This is a genomic window from Sulfurimonas sp. (assembly GCF_041583195.1).
GTDB lineage: Bacteria > Campylobacterota > Campylobacteria > Campylobacterales > Sulfurimonadaceae > Sulfurimonas.
The window spans coordinates 17,072-35,119 of the sequence record NZ_JBFHGL010000009.1 but is presented as its reverse complement, the minus strand read 5'-3'; the positions used below and the strand labels follow the sequence as shown (position 1 = coordinate 35,119).

At 33.5% G+C, this 18,048-nt stretch carries 15 protein-coding genes; 5 read left to right on the top strand and 10 right to left on the bottom strand.

Annotated elements, in window-relative coordinates; translation table 11 throughout:
* Positions 1-60: 60 nt before the first annotated feature.
* From ABZA65_RS08930 to guaB, 6 genes are all read right to left on the bottom strand, one after another.
* Positions 61-849 carry a carbon-nitrogen hydrolase family protein gene (locus ABZA65_RS08930; protein ID WP_373072803.1) on the bottom strand — a complete coding sequence of 263 codons (789 nt, stop codon included), beginning with the start codon at positions 847-849 and terminating at the stop codon, positions 61-63.
* Positions 849-1,040, bottom strand: coding sequence for an exodeoxyribonuclease VII small subunit (xseB, locus tag ABZA65_RS08925; RefSeq protein ID WP_373072802.1), 192 nt, complete (start codon positions 1,038-1,040; stop codon positions 849-851). The genes ABZA65_RS08930 and xseB overlap by 1 nt, the downstream gene beginning before the upstream one ends.
* Entirely contained in the window at positions 1,033-2,139 is a 1,107-nt protein-coding gene (locus ABZA65_RS08920) for a homoserine O-acetyltransferase (RefSeq protein ID WP_373072800.1), read from the bottom strand. Before ABZA65_RS08920 ends, xseB begins: the two co-directional genes overlap by 8 nt.
* Before the next feature lie 62 nt (positions 2,140-2,201).
* Complete coding sequence (locus ABZA65_RS08915) at positions 2,202-3,467, bottom strand: O-acetylhomoserine aminocarboxypropyltransferase/cysteine synthase family protein (protein ID WP_373072798.1); 1,266 nt, start codon at positions 3,465-3,467, stop codon at positions 2,202-2,204.
* Between the two features lie 61 nt (positions 3,468-3,528).
* Positions 3,529-4,011 carry an RDD family protein gene (locus ABZA65_RS08910; RefSeq protein WP_373072796.1) on the bottom strand — a complete coding sequence of 161 codons (483 nt, stop codon included), beginning with the start codon at positions 4,009-4,011 and terminating at the stop codon, positions 3,529-3,531.
* A 1-nt stretch (position 4,012) separates the two neighbouring features.
* Positions 4,013-5,458: an IMP dehydrogenase gene (guaB, locus tag ABZA65_RS08905; protein WP_373072794.1), complete on the bottom strand. Its 1,446-nt coding sequence runs from the start codon at positions 5,456-5,458 to the stop codon at positions 4,013-4,015.
* A 146-nt stretch (positions 5,459-5,604) separates the two neighbouring features.
* On the opposite strand from guaB, the gene ABZA65_RS08900 reads away from it, so the two are divergent.
* The gene (locus ABZA65_RS08900; protein WP_373072792.1) at positions 5,605-6,027 is read left to right on the top strand and encodes a MarR family winged helix-turn-helix transcriptional regulator; all 423 of its coding nucleotides are present in this window, start codon (positions 5,605-5,607) and stop codon (positions 6,025-6,027) included.
* The gene (locus ABZA65_RS08895; RefSeq protein WP_373072790.1) at positions 6,020-7,186 is read left to right on the top strand and encodes a YbfB/YjiJ family MFS transporter; all 1,167 of its coding nucleotides are present in this window, start codon (positions 6,020-6,022) and stop codon (positions 7,184-7,186) included. Before ABZA65_RS08900 ends, ABZA65_RS08895 begins: the two co-directional genes overlap by 8 nt.
* Here the strand turns inward: ABZA65_RS08895 and ABZA65_RS08890 are convergent.
* The 4 genes from ABZA65_RS08890 to gatA form a co-directional block, all read right to left on the bottom strand.
* Positions 7,183-9,984 (bottom strand): PAS domain-containing protein, encoded by a 2,802-nt coding sequence (locus ABZA65_RS08890; RefSeq protein ID WP_373072788.1) that lies wholly within the window; start codon positions 9,982-9,984, stop codon positions 7,183-7,185. The two genes, ABZA65_RS08895 and ABZA65_RS08890, sit on opposite strands and share 4 nt — an antisense overlap.
* A 15-nt stretch (positions 9,985-9,999) precedes the next feature.
* Positions 10,000-10,761: an MBL fold metallo-hydrolase gene (locus ABZA65_RS08885; RefSeq protein WP_373072786.1), complete on the bottom strand. Its 762-nt coding sequence runs from the start codon at positions 10,759-10,761 to the stop codon at positions 10,000-10,002.
* Positions 10,754-12,253, bottom strand: coding sequence for a response regulator transcription factor (locus ABZA65_RS08880; protein ID WP_373072784.1), 1,500 nt, complete (start codon positions 12,251-12,253; stop codon positions 10,754-10,756). The genes ABZA65_RS08885 and ABZA65_RS08880 overlap by 8 nt, the downstream gene beginning before the upstream one ends.
* Positions 12,254-12,326: 73 nt before the next feature.
* Positions 12,327-13,664, bottom strand: coding sequence for an Asp-tRNA(Asn)/Glu-tRNA(Gln) amidotransferase subunit GatA (gatA, locus tag ABZA65_RS08875; protein WP_373072782.1), 1,338 nt, complete (start codon positions 13,662-13,664; stop codon positions 12,327-12,329).
* Positions 13,665-13,777: 113 nt separating this feature from the next.
* Here gatA and ABZA65_RS08870 point away from each other — a divergent pair, with 113 nt between their 5' ends.
* From ABZA65_RS08870 to ABZA65_RS08860, 3 genes are all read left to right on the top strand, one after another.
* On the top strand, positions 13,778-16,354 hold the full coding sequence (locus ABZA65_RS08870; RefSeq protein WP_373072780.1) for a cation-translocating P-type ATPase: 2,577 nt from the start codon (positions 13,778-13,780) through the stop codon (positions 16,352-16,354).
* Between the two features lie 5 nt (positions 16,355-16,359).
* Positions 16,360-16,968, top strand: coding sequence for a fumarylacetoacetate hydrolase family protein (locus ABZA65_RS08865; protein WP_373072778.1), 609 nt, complete (start codon positions 16,360-16,362; stop codon positions 16,966-16,968).
* A 416-nt stretch (positions 16,969-17,384) separates the two neighbouring features.
* On the top strand, positions 17,385-18,044 hold the full coding sequence (locus tag ABZA65_RS08860; RefSeq protein WP_373072776.1) for a GGDEF domain-containing protein: 660 nt from the start codon (positions 17,385-17,387) through the stop codon (positions 18,042-18,044).
* The last annotated feature ends 4 nt before the right edge of the window (positions 18,045-18,048 follow it).

Genomic DNA, 18,048 nt, shown 5'->3' with positions numbered 1-18,048 from the left:
CCCTTTTGTGATAAAAATGTGATTATATCATAAAAAGTTATAATACGACATCTAAAAATTTTAAAGTTTGGAAATGTTATCTTTAAAGCCCCAAACTCTTTTTGCTTGAACTACTTCAGAGTGACTCATATCAACTATCATCAACTCCTCTTTGTTCCCTAAATGCTCCAAAAGTTCACCATCGGGAGATGCCAGAAGTGAATCACCGTAAAAGTTCCATGTATGATCTTTTTCGTCATACTCTCCGATTCTATTTGCTCTTAAAATATATATGTTATGAGTAAATGCACGCGAGAGTATAAGAGCTTTCCAACGTTCATACGAATCAAAAGTTGAAACGCTTGGCAGTAAAAGACAGTCTATATTTTTATCTTTTAACTTTTCGAACATCTCGTCAAAATGTACTTCAAAACCATTCATAACTGCAAATTTAAAACCATCTATAGTAAACACTAGAGGTGAGTTTAACTCTTTTGTTTCATTAGAAAAATATTTTTTTTCATTCCAGTGCGGATAGTTGATCAGAAGTTGTTGTTGGTAGTAGGATGTTGAATTAGGTGCAAATTTTACAACGCATTTATAGATTTTGTCTTTTTTTACAATAACCATCGGTGCTACTATAGTAATAGCATATGTTTTTGAAAGCTCTTTAAGCATCTTGACTTGGAAATCTTCCTGTTCTTTTATCATGCTAAGGCTCATTGATTCAAGCTCTTTGAAAAAAGGGTTTAGTATATACTCCCCTAAAAGGAGCAGTTTGATCCCATTTTTATTTGCAATACGGATGTAGTTATAAAGTTTTGTACTACTCATCCCTTGTGAGCTCAGTTGTAGTACTGCGGCCTTCATTAAGAGTTCTTAATCTCTGTTATTTTGATCTGTGCGTCTTCAAGTATTTTTTGGGCGTCTTGAAGCTCCTTTATACCTTTTTCATATGCTTTAACACTATCTTGCAAAGTTATCTCAGGGTTCATAAGAATTTCCAGAGTTTTTTTGGCACTTTCAAGTTTACTCTCAAAGTTTGTTGTTTCTTCAGCCATCTAACATATCCTTTATATAGTGTTGAAACTTATCAAGTTCAACTAAAAATGCATCGTGTCCGTAATCACTAGGTATCTCAATATATTTGTGGTTGTTTTGTCCATTTTGCGTTAAAACGTCATCAATATGTTTCATCTCATCACTTTTAAATAGTAAATCGTTACTAAAGCTGATCAGACAAAGCTCGGCAGTGATTTTTTGCAACGCTTCACTTAATGAGTCAAATCCACGAGATAGATCATAGATATTGATAGCTTTTGTAATGTACAGATAAGCTAACGGATCAAACCATTTAGTAAAGTTATAACCGTTGTACTCTAAGTATGACTCAACCTGAAACTTACCGAAAAGCTCGTATAAACCATCAGTTCTCTTATATTCACGACCAAATTTTTCATCCATAGACTCGTGAGATAAAAAGCTAATATGTCCAGCCATACGCCCAACTGCCATACCGCTTAGACCATTTTCTTTTATAACTTCAGGATCATAATAACCTTGTTTAAAATCAGGATCTTTTAAAATTGATTCACTGGCTACTTTGTTAAATGCAATAGCCCAAGGCTGAGTAGCGTAAGTTGTAGCAAGTGCTATGATTTTTTTCGCAAAATTCGGATAGTGAATAGCAAACTGAAGTGCCTGCATACCACCCATACTTCCACCGATAATAGCTTCTACTCTATGAATATCTAAACGATCAAAAAGTATACGTTGAGCTTTTACCATATCTTTTATGGTTACAACCGGAAATTTATAACGATACGGTTCATGATAAGGGTGTTTAGGACTCATTGGACCGGTTGAGCCAAAACAGCTTCCTATAACATTTGTACAAATTACGAAATATTTGTCTGTATCTATAGTTTTTCCACTTCCGATAAGTCCATCCCACCAGCCTGGCTTTCTTTCTTCTTCGTAAAAACCTGCTGCATGGTGAGAACCTGTCAGTGCATGACAAACCACAATAACATTACTTTTGTCCTCATTCAACTCGCCGTAAGTCTCATAAGTTATATCGTAAGGCTCTAAAATACGTCCACTCTCTAAGTAAAGCGGATTTGTAAAATGTTCAGTATTTGTTTGTAGGTTTAAGTCCAAATTTTATGCTTTTTGAAAAATATTTTTTATTATTCTAGCGAAAATGGCTTAATATAAATATATTAAGCCTCTAAAGCTTGTTTCATATCCTCAATTAGATCTTTTGAACTCTCCAGTCCACAAGATATACGAATAAGTCCTGCAGGAACACCACAAGCATCTAATTCTTCTTGAGAGAGTTGTTGATGTGTTGTTGAAGCAGGGTGAGTTATGATTGATTTAGAATCACCAATATTTACAACTAAAGAGTAAAGCTCAGTAGCGTTTACAATTTTTTCAGCTGTATCCATATCTTCAACCTCAAAACTTAGAAGTCCTGAACATTGACCTTCCTCAAAATATTTTTGTGCATTTGCATAGTTAGAATTGCTTTTTAGACCAGGGTAATTTACTTTTTTTACTTTTGGATGTGCTTCTAAAAATGTAGCCAGTTCAAGTGCATTTTTAGAGTGTTCACGCATACGAAGAGCAAGGTGCTCTATACCTTGGATAAATAACCAAGAGTTAAACGGTGAAACAACGGCACCTAAATCACGAAGAAGGCTTAAACGTGCACGAAGCGTAAAAGGTGGAAGAGGTACATCAGTATAAACTAAACCGTGGTAAGATGCATCTGGCTCATTGAAGTGTGCATAACGAGCATTTCCTTTTAACTTCTCAATAAGTCCTTTTCTCTCAACCATGATTCCGCCGATCGCAAGACCTTGACCTGTTGTGTATTTTGATGCACTGTGAACAGTTATATCAACACCGCGTTCAAGTGGACGGCATAAAACAGGAGTTGCAACAGTGTTATCAACTACAGTTAATATATTATACTTATTTGCTATAGATACTATAGCGTCTATATCTGCTACATCTATACTAGGATTTGTTAAAGATTCAAAAAAGATAACTTTTGTTTTATCATCTACTAACTCTTCTATAGCACTTGGGTTATGTACATCAAAGAATCTAGCTTCAATTCCAAAGCGTTTTAGAGTATGAGCTGTTTGAGTTAAGCTTCCACCATAAAGTTGTTTTGCACATACTATGTTATCACCAGCTTCAGCAGCATTTGCTATTGCAAAAAATATAGCACTCATACCGCTTGAAGTTGCAAGTGCAGCTTCACCGCCTTCTAATTCAGTAAAACGCTTCTCAAAAACATCTGTCGTAGGATTGTTTAAACGAGTATAAATATTTCCAAGCTCTTTAAGAGCAAAAAGATTAGCAGCATGTTCTACATCACGAAATTCATAGGCCGTAGTTTGATAAATTGGAACTGCCATTGTTCCTTGTGAATCCTTCTCATAACCTGCGTGTAGTGCCGATGTTTGTAAGTCCATTATGGTTCCTTAATTATAATAAAAATTTATTTAACGGAATTCTATCACAAAAGTGTAAACCTTATTCTTGTATTACAACTGTATCGGCAAGAAGGTCATGTAAAGCGCGTTTATCCTTGCGAAACGCAACCATTAAAAATCCGATTAAAAAAGGAAGTGTTGATATTATGTAACCGATCGATCGAGTGATCGCTTGTTTATTGTCGATGTCTTTGTGTGTTTTAGCATCTACAATTTTAATGTTTAGATATTTCTTACCTGGAGTAGCACCACGCCATCTTCTCCAAAAAACTATAGTAATTACTAAAATAGCCACCTCAAAAAGAAGTTCCCATTTCATAGACATCTGTGGAGAATTTGTTAAGGCTTTGTGTGCATTTCCCGCTAGTGCGGCTTGCATGTTTTGCTGATATTGTGAAAAATCAAACCAGTTTCCATCACTTAAAAAGTAAATAATTACGGCTAATGGAAGAGCTAGAACTATAGTGTCAATAAGTGACGCTAAAAATCTAACCCAAAATCCGGCATATTTCACATCAGACATGTTAAACGTGGTAGTTCGGTGCTTCAGCAGTTATTTGAACGTCATGAACGTGAGACTCTTTAAGACCTGCACTTGTGATCTCAACAAACTCTGCTTTATCCCAGAAAGTCTCAATATCTTTACTTCCACAGTAACCCATAGATGCACGAAGACCACCCATCATTTGATGAACGATTCCTGCAATTGCACCACGGAAAGGTACACGTCCTTCAATACCTTCTGGAACAAGTTTATCAGCTGCAGTACCCTCTTGGAAATAACGATCGTTTGATCCTTTTTGCATAGCACCGATACTTCCCATACCACGGTATGATTTGTACTGGCGACCTTGATACATTACAGTTTCACCAGGAGATTCTTCAGTACCTGCTAGTAAGCTTCCTGCCATAATACAGCTAGCACCAACTGCTAAAGCTTTTGCTAAGTCACCTGAATATTTGATACCACCATCAGCGATAATAGGCACACCAAGTTTACGACCCATTTGAGCACATTCATCTATTGCAGAGATCTGAGGCACACCAACACCTGCAACGATACGTGTAGTACAGATAGAACCAGGTCCTATACCAACTTTAACACCATCAGCTCCAGCTGCAGCTAAAGCTTCAACAGCTTCACCAGTTGCTACGTTACCTGCAATTACATCAACTGCTAACTCTTTTTTGATCTGTTTTACAGTATCTATAATACCTTTAGAATGACCATGTGCCGAGTCTAAAACCAATACGTCTGCACCAGCATCAACAAGAGCTTTAGCTCTGTCCATTTGACCAACACCTATAGCTGCACCAACAACTAAACGACCAAAATCATCTTTGTTTGAGTTTGGATAAGCTATACGTTTTTTGATATCTTTAATAGTAATAAGACCTTTTAAGAAACCGTTTTCATCTATAATAGGAAGTTTTTCGATTTTATGTTGATGCATAACGTCAGCTGCATCATCTAAACTAATACCTGCATCTGCAGTTACAAGTGGCATTGGCGTCATAACTTCAGATACTACTTTACGCATATCTTTCTCAAATCTCATATCACGGTTTGTAAGAATACCCAAAAGTTTATTATGACCATCAACAACAGGTACACCTGAGATCTTGTATTCACCCATTAATGCATCTGCATCAGCTAAAGTTGCATCAGGGTTTACGTAAATAGGATCAATAATAATTCCACTCTCGCTCTTTTTAACTTTTTTAACTTGTTTACATTGAGATTCTATATCCATGTTTTTGTGGATAATCCCGATTCCGCCAAGTCTAGCCATAGCTATAGCAGCACGGTATTCAGTTACCGTATCCATAGCAGCAGAAACCATAGGGATTTTAAGTGTAATGTTTTTAGTCAATTTTGTTTCAAGATTAACTTCTTTTGGTAAAACTTCTGAATACTTAGGGATTAAAAGTACGTCTTCAAATGTAAGGGCTTTTTTACGAATGTTCATGGGTGGTATCCTTTTGCTGATGTTTAATAAACGCGATTATAGCAGATTTGTTGTTAAAAATCTATAAAAATTAAAAGCTAAATAGTTGTGTTGACAATAATTGTTTTAACAAGTATAATGCTGTTTAGTTTTTTAGAAGGATATACATGAAGTTTGATATGGACAGCTCGTTTGGGTATTTGATAAATAGGCTCTCAATAGCAAATAAAAACAGTTTTAACAAACTAATAAAACCGTACGGTGTATCTCCAGAACAGTGGACTGTACTTTTCAGGGTTGTTGAAAAAAACGGTATTACTCAAAAAGAGTTATCTGATTCAACTTATAAAGATCAAGGTAATCTGACCAGAATGATAGATAAACTAGTAGAGAGAGGGTATCTTTTAAGAGACTCTGATGAGAATGATAGACGCTCTGTAAAGCTTTTTGCAACACATAGCTCTAAGCAGTTAGTTCAAAAGATAGCACCGCTTTCAACGCAGCAAAATGAAAAGCTTTCAAGTACTTTTAGTGAAGAAGAAAAAGAAAAATTCATAGAACTTCTAAATAAAGCCTATCTAAATGTTTGACAGAAATAAAAACTTTAATATATTACTTGCCGGAATACTCAGCATAGTAGTAGGGGTCGGTGTGGCAAGATTTGCATTCACTACGCTTCTGCCACCTATGTTAGAAGATTTTTTAAGTGTTACAAATGCCGGACTTTTTGCATCTGTTAATTATGCAGGTTATTTAAGCGGTGCAGTTTTTAGTATATTTATGAAAGATATAAACGTTAAAGTAAGGTTTTTTAGAATAGGTATGATTTTAAGTGTATTAACCACTCTCGTATTGGCTACAACTACGAATGAGATACTTTGGTTTATATCACGTATTATCGCAGGGTTTGGTTCGGCTATGGTACTAATTGTTGGCGGTGCTATAGTTATGGTTAAAATCAACTACGAAGATAAAACAAAAGCAATGGGTATACATTTCACAGGTATAGGTATAGCGATTACTTCAACAGAGTTAATAAGTCAGTATGTACTTAAAAGCTCTACATGGAGTGGTGCGTGGATGGTATTGAGTGTACTTGCTTTTATACTTTCTTTTTATGTAATTTATATTCTCTCTTTTGATAAAGAATTGAAAAAGGAGGCTCCAAAACATAAAGTTTCAAAATCTATGTTTACACCGTATGTGATCTTTTTGATACTAGCTTATTTTACTGCAGGTGTTGGTTTTGTAGTTCAGGCTACTTTTTTCCCTGATATTATAAATTCATTAGATGGACTTGAAGGTTCAGGTAGTTTAGGCTGGTTAATAGTAGGAATTGCTGGTATACCATCGGCAATTTTTTGGATGTGGCTTGCTCATAAGTATAACAGTGTAGATATTATTATAGTGACTTTTGTTCTTCAGGTTATAGGTATACTTATTCCAACTTTTACAAATGATATATATATGAATCTTCTAAGTGGTGCATTATACGGAAGTACTTTTATAGCTCACGTCGCTCTTTTTATGCATTACGGAGGAACTTTAGCAGGTGGAAATCCAGTTATGTTTATGGGTGCTATGACGGCAGCATATGGTATTGGACAGGTTGGTGCACCACTATATAGTGTAGCTTTATTTGAAATGTACGGAAATTACAATGCTTCGTTATATGTGACAGCTTTTATAGTATCGCTCGGTATAGTATTTTTGCTAAGTGCTAAAAGGGTAGGTAAGATAAAAAATTAGTCTAGGTCATCAGGAATTATTATGCAAAAACATATACCTTTTTCAGTATTATTTGCAGATATTTTTCCATTTAGATGTCTTTCAATAATTGTTTTACTCATGTAAAGTCCAAGTCCTGTTGCATCTTTTTGATCTTTTGTACTAAAATAGGGTTCAAAGATCTTCTCTTTATTTTTTTCATCTATTCCTGAACCGTTATCGCATATACTTATTGTGATAATATTTTTTTCTTTTTTTGTTAAAATTTTTATCGTTGGATTTTCTTTATTGTGTTCAACAAGAGAGTCTTTAGCATTTTTAATTAGGTTTATAATAACCTGCATGAGCTCTCTTGAATAAGTATATAACTCTATAGTGTTGTCAATCTCCATTACTACGTTAATACTATTGTTTTCCAAAGACTTTCCAATGATCTTCATTACATTAAAAAATATGTTTTCCAGTTTCACTTTTTCACGTATTTTTACAGGCTTAAAAAAGTTTCTAAAATCATCTATAGTATGTGAGAGTTCTTGAGTTTGGTACATGATATTGTTTGCATACTCTTTTGATAATATATTGTTTAGGTTGTCAAATTCAATATCTGCAAGCATATTACTCGCTTCCATAGAGATAATGCTGATTGGCTGTCTCCACTGGTGGGCTATCATGCTGATCATCTCTCCTAAAGCAGCTTGACGTGACTGTGAGATCATAATATTTTGCTGTTCTTTAAGTTCCAGTTTGTTATTGTAATCTTCCGTAATATCAAAAGCTATTGTTGCTATACGCTTTTTGGATTCATTATTTTTTATAGAGAACTTAATTACTCTATAATATCTGTCAATATTTGCTTTAGGAATTTTAAGAATATCTTCACACTTGCCTTTTTCATAAGCTATATCATCCATAGATTTAATTTTATTTATAGTTTCTTCATCAAAAAAGTTCTCTCCCCCTTCAATTTGATGGTTTTCATTATCAAAAAAATGTTTGCTTAGTAAGTTTGCATATACATACTCTTGATCTATATCTTTTATAACTACATAGGCAGGGATATGATCCATAAAAAGTTCAAATATGTATTTTTGACCCTTTAAATCTTTTTCTAATTGTTTCACTTTTGTAATATCTGTATGTGTACCTATAGCACGAATCGCTATTTCATTGTGATCGAACAAAGTTTTCCCTCTGTCTAAAATCCATACCCAGTGTCCGTCTTTATGTTTTAGTCTGTATACACATTCATAAGTATCAGTTTGCCCTTTTATATTACTTTGAAAATTATTTATTACTTTATCTTTATCATCAGGATGTAGAAGTTCTTTCCAGACTTCTTGTGAACTTTCTAGTTCATCAGGATTATATCCAAGTTGTTTTTTCCAGTTGTTTGATAAATATAGTTCATTATTTACTAGGTTTAAGTCCCATAAACCATCATTAGTAGCATTTAATGCAAATATATATCTTTCTCTTGAGAGCTCTATTTCTGTTATATCTGTAAATACTACCAAGTGTGTATTGTCTGTATCGTAAGATAGTTTTTTAGATTTTATATCAAAAAAATACTTTTTTCCGTTTTTTGTCATCGATACTTTATGTACTTTATGGTTATTTTGTTTTATATATTCAAACCACTTCAGCCCATGTACACTCTCTTCAAGACACTCATAAACTTCTTCAAAATAATCACATATACAATTATGCTCACTTAGAAAGTCTTCAAGTGTGTTATAACCGAAAAACTCCAGCATAGCTTTGTTTGCATTCTTTATTGTTTTAGAGTTTATTGTTATCAAAATATCAGGTGTAGTATCAAACAAATCTTGGAGGTTAGTTTTACTCTTAGTTAATTCATCAACTTGCTGATTGTAAATATCTTCAACACTTTCTTGATACTTTCTGACTTGTTTAATTACCATAAAAACAATGACAAAAAATAGACTTAAAATAAGTAAGTATCTTAAATAATAGGTATAAAAAAAAGATGAAAAAATATTATCTTTTTTTTGAAATGTAATGATCTTTACACTGTCTTCATCGGAAAAGTTTTTTAAAATTATAAAGTGTGTCATGTAGTCTTGACCATCTATATCGTAGTGTTTATGATCATTGAAGTCTATCGGTTTGAATTGATTATATAGTTTTTTAAACTTCTCATTTTCATCTGAAGATGAAAAAATTTTAAGCTCATCTTCTTTAATGAAAAGTACTCCAAAAGAATCACTGATATTTTTTATAGCTTCAATTAAAAAGGTCGGTTCAATACCAATTTCTATTGCCCCTATATAAGTTCCGTTTGTATCAAAAATGGGACTTATGATTCTGTATACACTATCATGTCTGCCTGTTTCATAACCTGTTGTAGTTTTATGGCTTTTATGAATATTTCTTATCATAGCTCTTGTTTGTGCTATATTGTCACCATAGTCATCCGGTTTATGTACCCTTAAAAATGATCTGCCATCTGCTAAATGAACATGCATGATTTTTAGGTATGAGTTCTCTTCCTGCATAAGTTTAAACATAGGGTACAAGACTTTATATAAACCATCTCTATCATTATTTAAAATGTAACTTCTGATATTTGCCGTTTCAGATAAACTTCTAACCCTATAGTAGTAGTGCTTTATAATATAATTGATAGCATCTTGTATATTAACATCGATCTTGTTTTTATATTCTTTCTCTTTTTCTTCTATATATTGTTTGTGTGCAAAACTTATAGTGAATATGCTTGATAGCAAAAGAGTCAGCATTGCTAATGATATATATAAAATTACACTTTTTTGTAACTCTTTCGTATCAAAAATATTCATGTTTTACTTTTTTGTTTAGAAAAGATCATCTATCAGATCACTTCCACATTCAAGGTTTTCAAGCCAGTCTAAAAATTTTTCAGAGTTTTCATCTTCAAATACAAATCCATGTTGCGGTGCAATTTTTGAGAGTTCAAGAGCTTTGACTCTGTTTACCCATGCACGACAAAGTTTATTTGAACCCATATACCTTTTATGAAACGCTTCCAAATATTTTACATGTGAATCAAAATCTTCAACTTTTTTATACTCACCCATAGAAGTTACTATTGCTGCTCCTATATCACCTGAGAATAAAATTTTAGATCTTGAGTCATAAAGTGAAAAGTTACCAGGCGAATGTAGAAAATGAGCAGGAACAAACTCCAAATAATCTGCTCCGAAGTTTAGTTTTGCTCCTTTATCATTAAGCGGTATGATTCTGGTCATTTCCAAAAAGCCGTAATGGCTCATAAATCTAACCCATAAGCTTGATAACACAAATTTTGCTTTTGTGCTCATAGCCCACTGAGTTATTGAACCTGATACATCAGGATCTTGGTGTGAGAGGAAAACAAATTTAATTTTCTGCACATCTATATATCTGCTTACTGCATCATACAGCTCGTCAAATATAGCTTCACTTCCAGGATCTACTAACACTGCAGAATCTTTTTGAATAATCAAATATTGATTTACAGATAAGAAAGAATCCCCAAGCTCTTCATCATCAAAACTAAACATCACACATTTATGTGTACCATCATCATATAATATTTTTTCTTTATTGTCATTCATCTTTAATCCCCTTAAATTCTCTGATTATTGCCATTTGTCTTTTTGTTATGTATTTAGTCAATTCACTTTTATTTAGATCTTCAAATGCAAAGATAAGGTGATAGTCATTTTTTCGTGCATCTTTATGCAGTAGTTTTGCAGAGGTATTTATAATAAACGGTTTTTTATCAAATTCCAAGACAATATTCAGCCAAACTTCATCACCCTCTTCAAGTCCTGCAGGAATAGTGTACATACTGAGTTTTATAGCTTCTAAAGATATGTCGTCTATAGTTATATCGGTATGAAATTTGTTTTCTCCCAGAAATAGTGAAATTGATTGCTTCTCATCTGGAACTATTCTTACAGTTTTTCTATCAACTGCAGATGTTTGAATGAATTTTAAATCACTAAGGACAACTTCTTGTTTATCATAACTGATTCTTTCTACACTTTTGGCTTCTATGGCATATGGTAATGAGTCAGAGACAAGAATTGTTTTTTTTTCATACTGGATAGCTCTTATTTGACTGAATTTTGTTTTTAATGTTATTTTCTTATCGTTTATTTCAGTTATCGTACCATCGTTGGTTATGCTTAAGCCTTTATAGTAGTTATGGACTTCTACTGTGGCATAGTTTCTATGTAAGATGTTTAAAAGATCAAACATAGCTTTTTCATTTTCTAAATTTTCTTGATTGTCTATTTGAGAAGCATCATATAGGTCTAATAGTTTTAAGTCTGTCACATCATCAAAAGATAAAATCCCATATGATTCCTGATCTGGAATCTCCGTATATTTTAGTATAAAGTGTTTAAATTTCTTGTTTTTGTCAAAAAGTTTAACATTATGCATCTCTTTTGTATTTTCACGAATCTCATCAAACCAGTTTTTATCTTCAGTTTGATATAAAAATCCATCATGTTTTAAAAATACGTTGCCCAAGTCCTTGTGCTTTTGAAAAAAATTTTCAAGGTCGTCAACACCAAAAAAGTCTAAAAACATTTGATTTGCCATAATAGGTTTAAAATCTTTTAACATTAAAACTATAGATGATTGGTAGTTAAATACATTTTTTAAATTTGTATTGAAAACATTGGCATTTTGTTCTTCTTTTAGCTCTGTAATGGCATCATTAATAACATCTGCAAACTCATATATGCCTACTGGCTTTTTTAAAAATCTGAATACTTTAAGTTCGATTGAGTTCATAAGGTATTCTCTGTCATCAAAAGCAGACATGATGATTACTTTTGCATGGGTGTTAAGGTCTTTTATATATTTGGCAAGCTCCATACCATTCATTTCAGGCATGATAATATCAGTTATAACAATATCGTATGAGTTTTTTTTAAAAAGTTCTAATGCAGTTTTACCGTTCTCTGCAATATCGACGTTGGAGAAAAATTTATTTAAAAGTTTGGCAACATTATTTCTGAGTTTAGTGTTGTCTTCAGCAAATAAAACACTAAAAGCTTGAGCCTCTTTGGCTAGCTTTTTTAGATCATTCATAAACAGCCTTTAATATAATTAAACCCACGAAAGGTTTATTTTATATTAAAGAGTTTTAATGTGTTCTTAATTGTTAGAAGTTTATCTCTTTTTCTAAACTAAGTGCACCGTCAAATAGTGTCTGTTCATTATAAGAATTTGCTATCAGTTGTAATCCAACTGGCATACCGTTGTCACTTTTACTGATAGGAAGTGAAATTGCAGGAAGACCTGCAAGGTTAACACTGATAGAGTAAAGGTCACTAAGGTACATATCCATCGGGTTTGAGAGTTCACCGAATTTTGGCGCAATTCCCGGTGCAATAGGTGATAAGATAAGGTCCATATCCTCAAAAATCTTTTCATACTGATCTTTGATCATATGTCTTGCTTTTTGTGCTTTCACATAATAAGCTTCATAATAACCACTGCTTAATACGAAGTTTCCAAGCATAATACGGCGTTTAACTTCATCACCAAAACCTTGACTTCTTGTTTGAATAAAAGTGTCTTGAAGATTTTTACCTTCTACACGGTTACCATAACGTATACCGTCATAACGGGCAAGGTTTGTAGCAGCCTCCGCAGTTGCAGTGATGTAATAAGCTGATATGTCAAATTTTGCATCCATAAGCTCGTAGTTTACTATCTCATGACCTGCATTCTCTAAAGCTGCTATAGCTTTTTCATACGCATTTTTAACATCGGTACTTGCATTTTCAACATGCTTAGGTAAGACGGCAATTTTTAGTTTTCTTTCTGGATTTAGTTTATCAGAAACTTTATCATCTTTTGGAGCAGAAGTTGAATCTTTTTCGTCATGTCCACTTATGATGTCATAAAGTATCGCAGCATCTTCAACGTTTTGTGTCATAGGACCGATTTGATCAAGGCTTGATGCATAAGCGCCTAAACCGTAACGGCTTACACGTCCATATGTTGGTTTCATACCAACAATTCCACAAAATGAAGCTGGTTGACGGATTGACCCACCTGTATCGCTTCCAAGTGCAGCCACGGCAAGTCCAGCAGCAACAGCAGCAGCACTTCCTCCTGAACTTCCACCAGGAACATGGTCTTTATTTATAGGATTTAGTGTTTTACCGTAAAAACTTGATTCTGTAGTAGAACCCATAGCAAATTCATCCATATTTGTACGACCAAATGGACTAAGACCGGCTTTAAGCATCTTCTCAATAACAGTAGCATTATACGGTGCAATATAGCCTTGAAGTATATTTGAACCAGATGTTACAGACCAGTTTTTTACTTGAATATTGTCTTTAATAGCTACAGGTACACCATCACCGACATTTTCAACACTTATATAAGCGTTTAGATCTGAATTTGCTTCTATTTTTGTTTTTAATTCTTCTTTTAGTTTTGTTAATTCTTCTTTGTTTAATTTTAGTGCTTCTTTTAACGTAATCACAAATTTTCCTGCATAAATAAAAATTTTTTGTATTATATCCAAATATATATGTTTTTCATAAAGTTGCAAAATGCACAAGTGTATGGTAGAATTTTTCCAAAGAGGTGCACGACATGTTCCATACCAAAACAGTAGAAGATACACTCTCTTCTCTTGAATGTACAATAGATGGTCTAAACTCAAAAGAAGCTGAAAAACGTTTAGCCCATTATGGATTAAATGCTATACCAGAAGCAAAAAAAAGTACACTTTTAGATATCTTTATAGCACAATTTAAAAGTCCGATTATATATGTACTTTTAATAGCTGCAATAGTCTCTTTAGTTATAAAAGAGTATACGGATGCAGGTTTTATATTTGCGGTATTGCTGATTAACTCTTTTATAGGGACATATCAGGAATATAGTGCCAATCAAAGAGCTGATGCATTAAAAAAAGTATTTAAAACATACGTAAATGTTTTAAGAGATGGTAAAAAAGTTGAACTATTAAGTGAAGAGATAACAGTCGGAGATATAGTATATTTTGAATCTGGCATAAAAGTTCCTGCCGATGTCAGATTAATAGAGACAAGTGATCTTCAAGTTAACGAATCTCTTCTTACTGGTGAATCTATAGATGTTACAAAAGATTCTGGATATATATCTGAAGATGAAGATGAACCAATAGGCGATCGAAAAAATATGCTTTATGCAGGTTCAATGGTTATTAAAGGTCGCGGTATCGGTATTGTAACAGCTGTTTCCGAACATAGTGAAATCGGTAAAATAGCATTGCTGCTTTCAAAGTCAAGCATTTCAAAACCGCCTCTTGTAATGAGGATGGAAACTTTTTCGCTAAATATAGCAAAGATGATTGCACTATTTGTTGTATTTATTATCATTATCGGAATCTATCAAGAGTTTTCACTTAAAGAAATTTTCTTTTTCAGTGTGGCAATTGCAGTATCAACTATACCTGAAGGTCTGCCGGTAGCAATTACAGTAGCTCTAAGTGTTGCAAGTTCGGTTATGAGTAAGAGAAACGTTATAGTTAGAAAACTATCAGCCATAGAGGGACTTGGCTCATGTACACTTGTAGCCAGCGATAAAACCGGTACTATGACGCAAAACAAGTTAAGTGTTGAGCACTTTGTAACGCCAAAAAAAGTTTATAGCTCAAAAGAGAAAATAGATGAGAATATACTACTTGCCTCTTTATTGTGTAATGAAGCTACAATAAATAAAGATGAAAACGACTTTTATTATTTAGGCGATCAGGTTGATGTAGCTTTGGCTAAATATGCTTTAGATATAGATTCAAGTATTATAAATATAAAGAACAACATCACTCCATTGCATATGCTTGCGTATGAGCCTCAAAATGGATATTCAGCAGCTTCATATAATATAGATGGACAAAAGACAGACTTTATAAAAGGTTCACCTGAGCTTATAATGGAAAAAAGTGATCTTAATGAAGAAGAATTTGAAACTCTCTCAAAACAAGTAGACCAATGGGCGGCTGATGGTTTTAGAAATATAGCATTTGCATATAAATTTAATGATGAGAGTGGTATTGCAAAAGAGGGATATAAATATATAGGTTTTGCTGCTATTATTGATCCATTAAGAGAAGGTGTAAAAGAAGCAGTTACAACAGCTGAACAAGCCGGTATTGAAGTTGTGATGGTGACAGGTGATCATCCAAATACTGCTTTGTTTATATCTAAAGAGCTTGGGATTGCCATAAGTAAAGAAGAGGTTATGGACGGTGTGGCTGTTAGTCACTGGCAAGAAAGAGGTGCCCCAAAAGATGAAATAGCAGATAAACGTGTATTTGCCCGTGTTTCACCTGAACAAAAACAAGTAATAGTACAAAAGTTTCAAGATATTGGTCATTTTGTAGCTGTAACTGGTGACGGTGTTAATGACGCTCCAGCACTAAAAAGGGCAAACATCGGTATATCTATGGGAAAAAGCGGTACGGACGTAGCAAGAGAATCAAGTGACATGATACTAACAGATGATGCCTTTAGTTCCATTGTAAATGGTATAGAGGAAGGGCGTATAGCATACGATAATATACGTAAAGTTATACATCTGCTTATATCTACCGGTTTTGCAGAGATGGTACTTGTAATGCTCTCAATGCTTTTTTTCATACCAATACCTCTTTTGCCTGTACAACTGTTGTGGTTAAACTTAGTAACTAACGGTATTCAGCATATAGCTTTAGGAGTTGAAAAAGCTGAACCTGGCGTATTACAAAGAAAAGCCAGAGATCCAAAAGAACCTATTTTTAACTCTATTATGATAAGCCGAGTTATAGTTGGCGGACTTTATATGGGTATATCTGCTTTTGCAGTTTTTTATACACTGTTACACTTTGGTTATGCAGAAGAATCAGCTAGGAATATTACACTTCTATTAATGGTTTTATTTGAGAATGTACATGTATTTAATTCTAGAAGCGAAAATCATTCTATTTTTAAAATAGATTATAAGAAAAATATATTTTTATGGGTATGTGTTATATTTGCACAAGGTATTCATATAGCTTCAATGTATATACCTTTTATGCAAAAAGTATTAAATATTCAACCTGTAGATCTAAATACATGGTCTGTACTTCTTATCATAGCACTTATACTAATAGTCGTTATGGAGATAGAAAAAATTATAAGAAAGAGAGTATTAAAAAGTAATTGAAAAATATGAAATATATTAAATACGGTAAAGAAAATATAGCACCTTCTAAAGTGATCTGCATAGGCAGAAATTACGTTGAACATATAAAAGAGTTAAACAACGAAACGCCTGATTCTATGGTCGTGTTTAATAAGCCAAATTCTGCAATAAGTGAGAGTTTAAAATTTATAAGTGATGACACTCGCTTTGAGGGTGAGATCTGCTTTTTAATGAAAGATAAAAAAATTGAAGCAGTGGGCTTCGGACTTGATTTGACAAAAGCAGATATTCAAAATAAACTAAAGCAAAAAGGTCTTCCTTGGGAGAGGGCAAAAGCTTTTGATGGCTCTGCCGTACTCAGCGAGTTTGTAAAGTTTGATGGTGATTTAAAAGACCTTAAAATGGAGTTGTATATAAACGATAAACTTACTCAGCATGCAAACTATGATCTGATGATCTATAAGCCGATGGAGATGATAAAAGAGATAGATTCGTTTATGAGTATAGAAGATGGAGATATTATAATGAGCGGGACACCAAAAGGTGTCGGCAATTATAAAAAGGGTGATCTGTTTGTAGGAAAGATCTTTTGCGGGGATAATCTTCTTGTTGAGGTAAAGTTGGGAGTTGAGTGAATTTAGTTATTTAAGATATATTTTTGTATACTACACATTAAAAAATATAATATAAATAAACAAAGAATTTCAACAAACAATAGTAAGGCAACAGCATGGATGATTTATACTCACGATATCAAACGGATTTTTATCTTAAATCCACGTTCTGGCTTTCTGTAATTGCTGGAACTTTGATATTGCCTTTTGCTTTTTATCACATTACTATTGAACACATGGGTATTGGTATAGGTGCTTTTATTACCTCATTGAGTCTATACTTGGTTGCCTGGGCTTGTAAGAGAAAAATATATAAAACTATTTATACGTTTATCTGGCTTACCCCTTTTACAACGTTATTTGTAGCTTATCTAACAAACTTTGTTGGAATAACCGGTACCTATTGGTGTTATTCGACACTAATTTTATATTACTTCATGATGTCAGAGCGTCAGGCATGGATGTCAAATATTATATTTGCACTGGTTAATATTCCCGTAGTGTGGTATCTTTTTGCGACGGACGAAGCTATCAGGTTCACTATAACATTCTCATTGGTTAGTGCATATTCGGCTGTTTTTCTTCATGTAGTATCCAAGCAATATAGTGATCTGCAAAAAATGGCTATTACTGACAAGCTAACCGGTTTATACAATAGGACAATGCTTAAAGACTTTTTGGAACATGCGATTCATCAAGCTAATCGAACAAATACCGCACACACACTAATTATTATGGACGTTGATCATTTTAAGAACATTAATGATGAATTAGGTCATGATACTGGTGATCACGTTCTCATACAGCTTGGAGAATTTTTAAAGAACTCTCTTAGAGAGAGTGACAAGGCATTTAGAATCGGAGGAGAAGAATTTTTGGTTCTGCTATACAATACAGATGGAGCTAATAGCATTGACATAGCAGAAAAAATACGAAAGGGTATTGAAAACCTTTCATTAATACCGGATCGCAGTGTAACTGTCAGTATTGGTGTAGCCGGTCTCAGTTCAGTTAAAGACTGGAAGCAGTGGATGAAGACCTGTGATATGAAACTATATGAGGCTAAGAATAAGGGTCGAAATATAGTAGTTGTTTAAACAA

Coding starts and splice junctions, on each gene's coding strand:
- ABZA65_RS08930 (WP_373072803.1), bottom strand. CDS start 849: ATGAAGGCCGCAGTACTACAACTGAGCTCACAAGGGATGAGTAGTACA.
- xseB (WP_373072802.1), bottom strand. CDS start 1,040: ATGGCTGAAGAAACAACAAACTTTGAGAGTAAACTTGAAAGTGCCAAA.
- ABZA65_RS08915 (WP_373072798.1), bottom strand. CDS start 3,467: ATGGACTTACAAACATCGGCACTACACGCAGGTTATGAGAAGGATTCA.
- ABZA65_RS08910 (WP_373072796.1), bottom strand. CDS start 4,011: ATGTCTGATGTGAAATATGCCGGATTTTGGGTTAGATTTTTAGCGTCA.
- guaB (WP_373072794.1), bottom strand. CDS start 5,458: ATGAACATTCGTAAAAAAGCCCTTACATTTGAAGACGTACTTTTAATC.
- ABZA65_RS08900 (WP_373072792.1), top strand. CDS start 5,605: ATGAAGTTTGATATGGACAGCTCGTTTGGGTATTTGATAAATAGGCTC.
- ABZA65_RS08895 (WP_373072790.1), top strand. CDS start 6,020: ATGTTTGACAGAAATAAAAACTTTAATATATTACTTGCCGGAATACTC.
- ABZA65_RS08890 (WP_373072788.1), bottom strand. CDS start 9,984: ATGAATATTTTTGATACGAAAGAGTTACAAAAAAGTGTAATTTTATAT.
- ABZA65_RS08885 (WP_373072786.1), bottom strand. CDS start 10,761: ATGAATGACAATAAAGAAAAAATATTATATGATGATGGTACACATAAA.
- ABZA65_RS08880 (WP_373072784.1), bottom strand. CDS start 12,253: ATGAATGATCTAAAAAAGCTAGCCAAAGAGGCTCAAGCTTTTAGTGTT.
- ABZA65_RS08870 (WP_373072780.1), top strand. CDS start 13,778: ATGTTCCATACCAAAACAGTAGAAGATACACTCTCTTCTCTTGAATGT.
- ABZA65_RS08865 (WP_373072778.1), top strand. CDS start 16,360: ATGAAATATATTAAATACGGTAAAGAAAATATAGCACCTTCTAAAGTG.
- ABZA65_RS08860 (WP_373072776.1), top strand. CDS start 17,385: ATGATGTCAGAGCGTCAGGCATGGATGTCAAATATTATATTTGCACTG.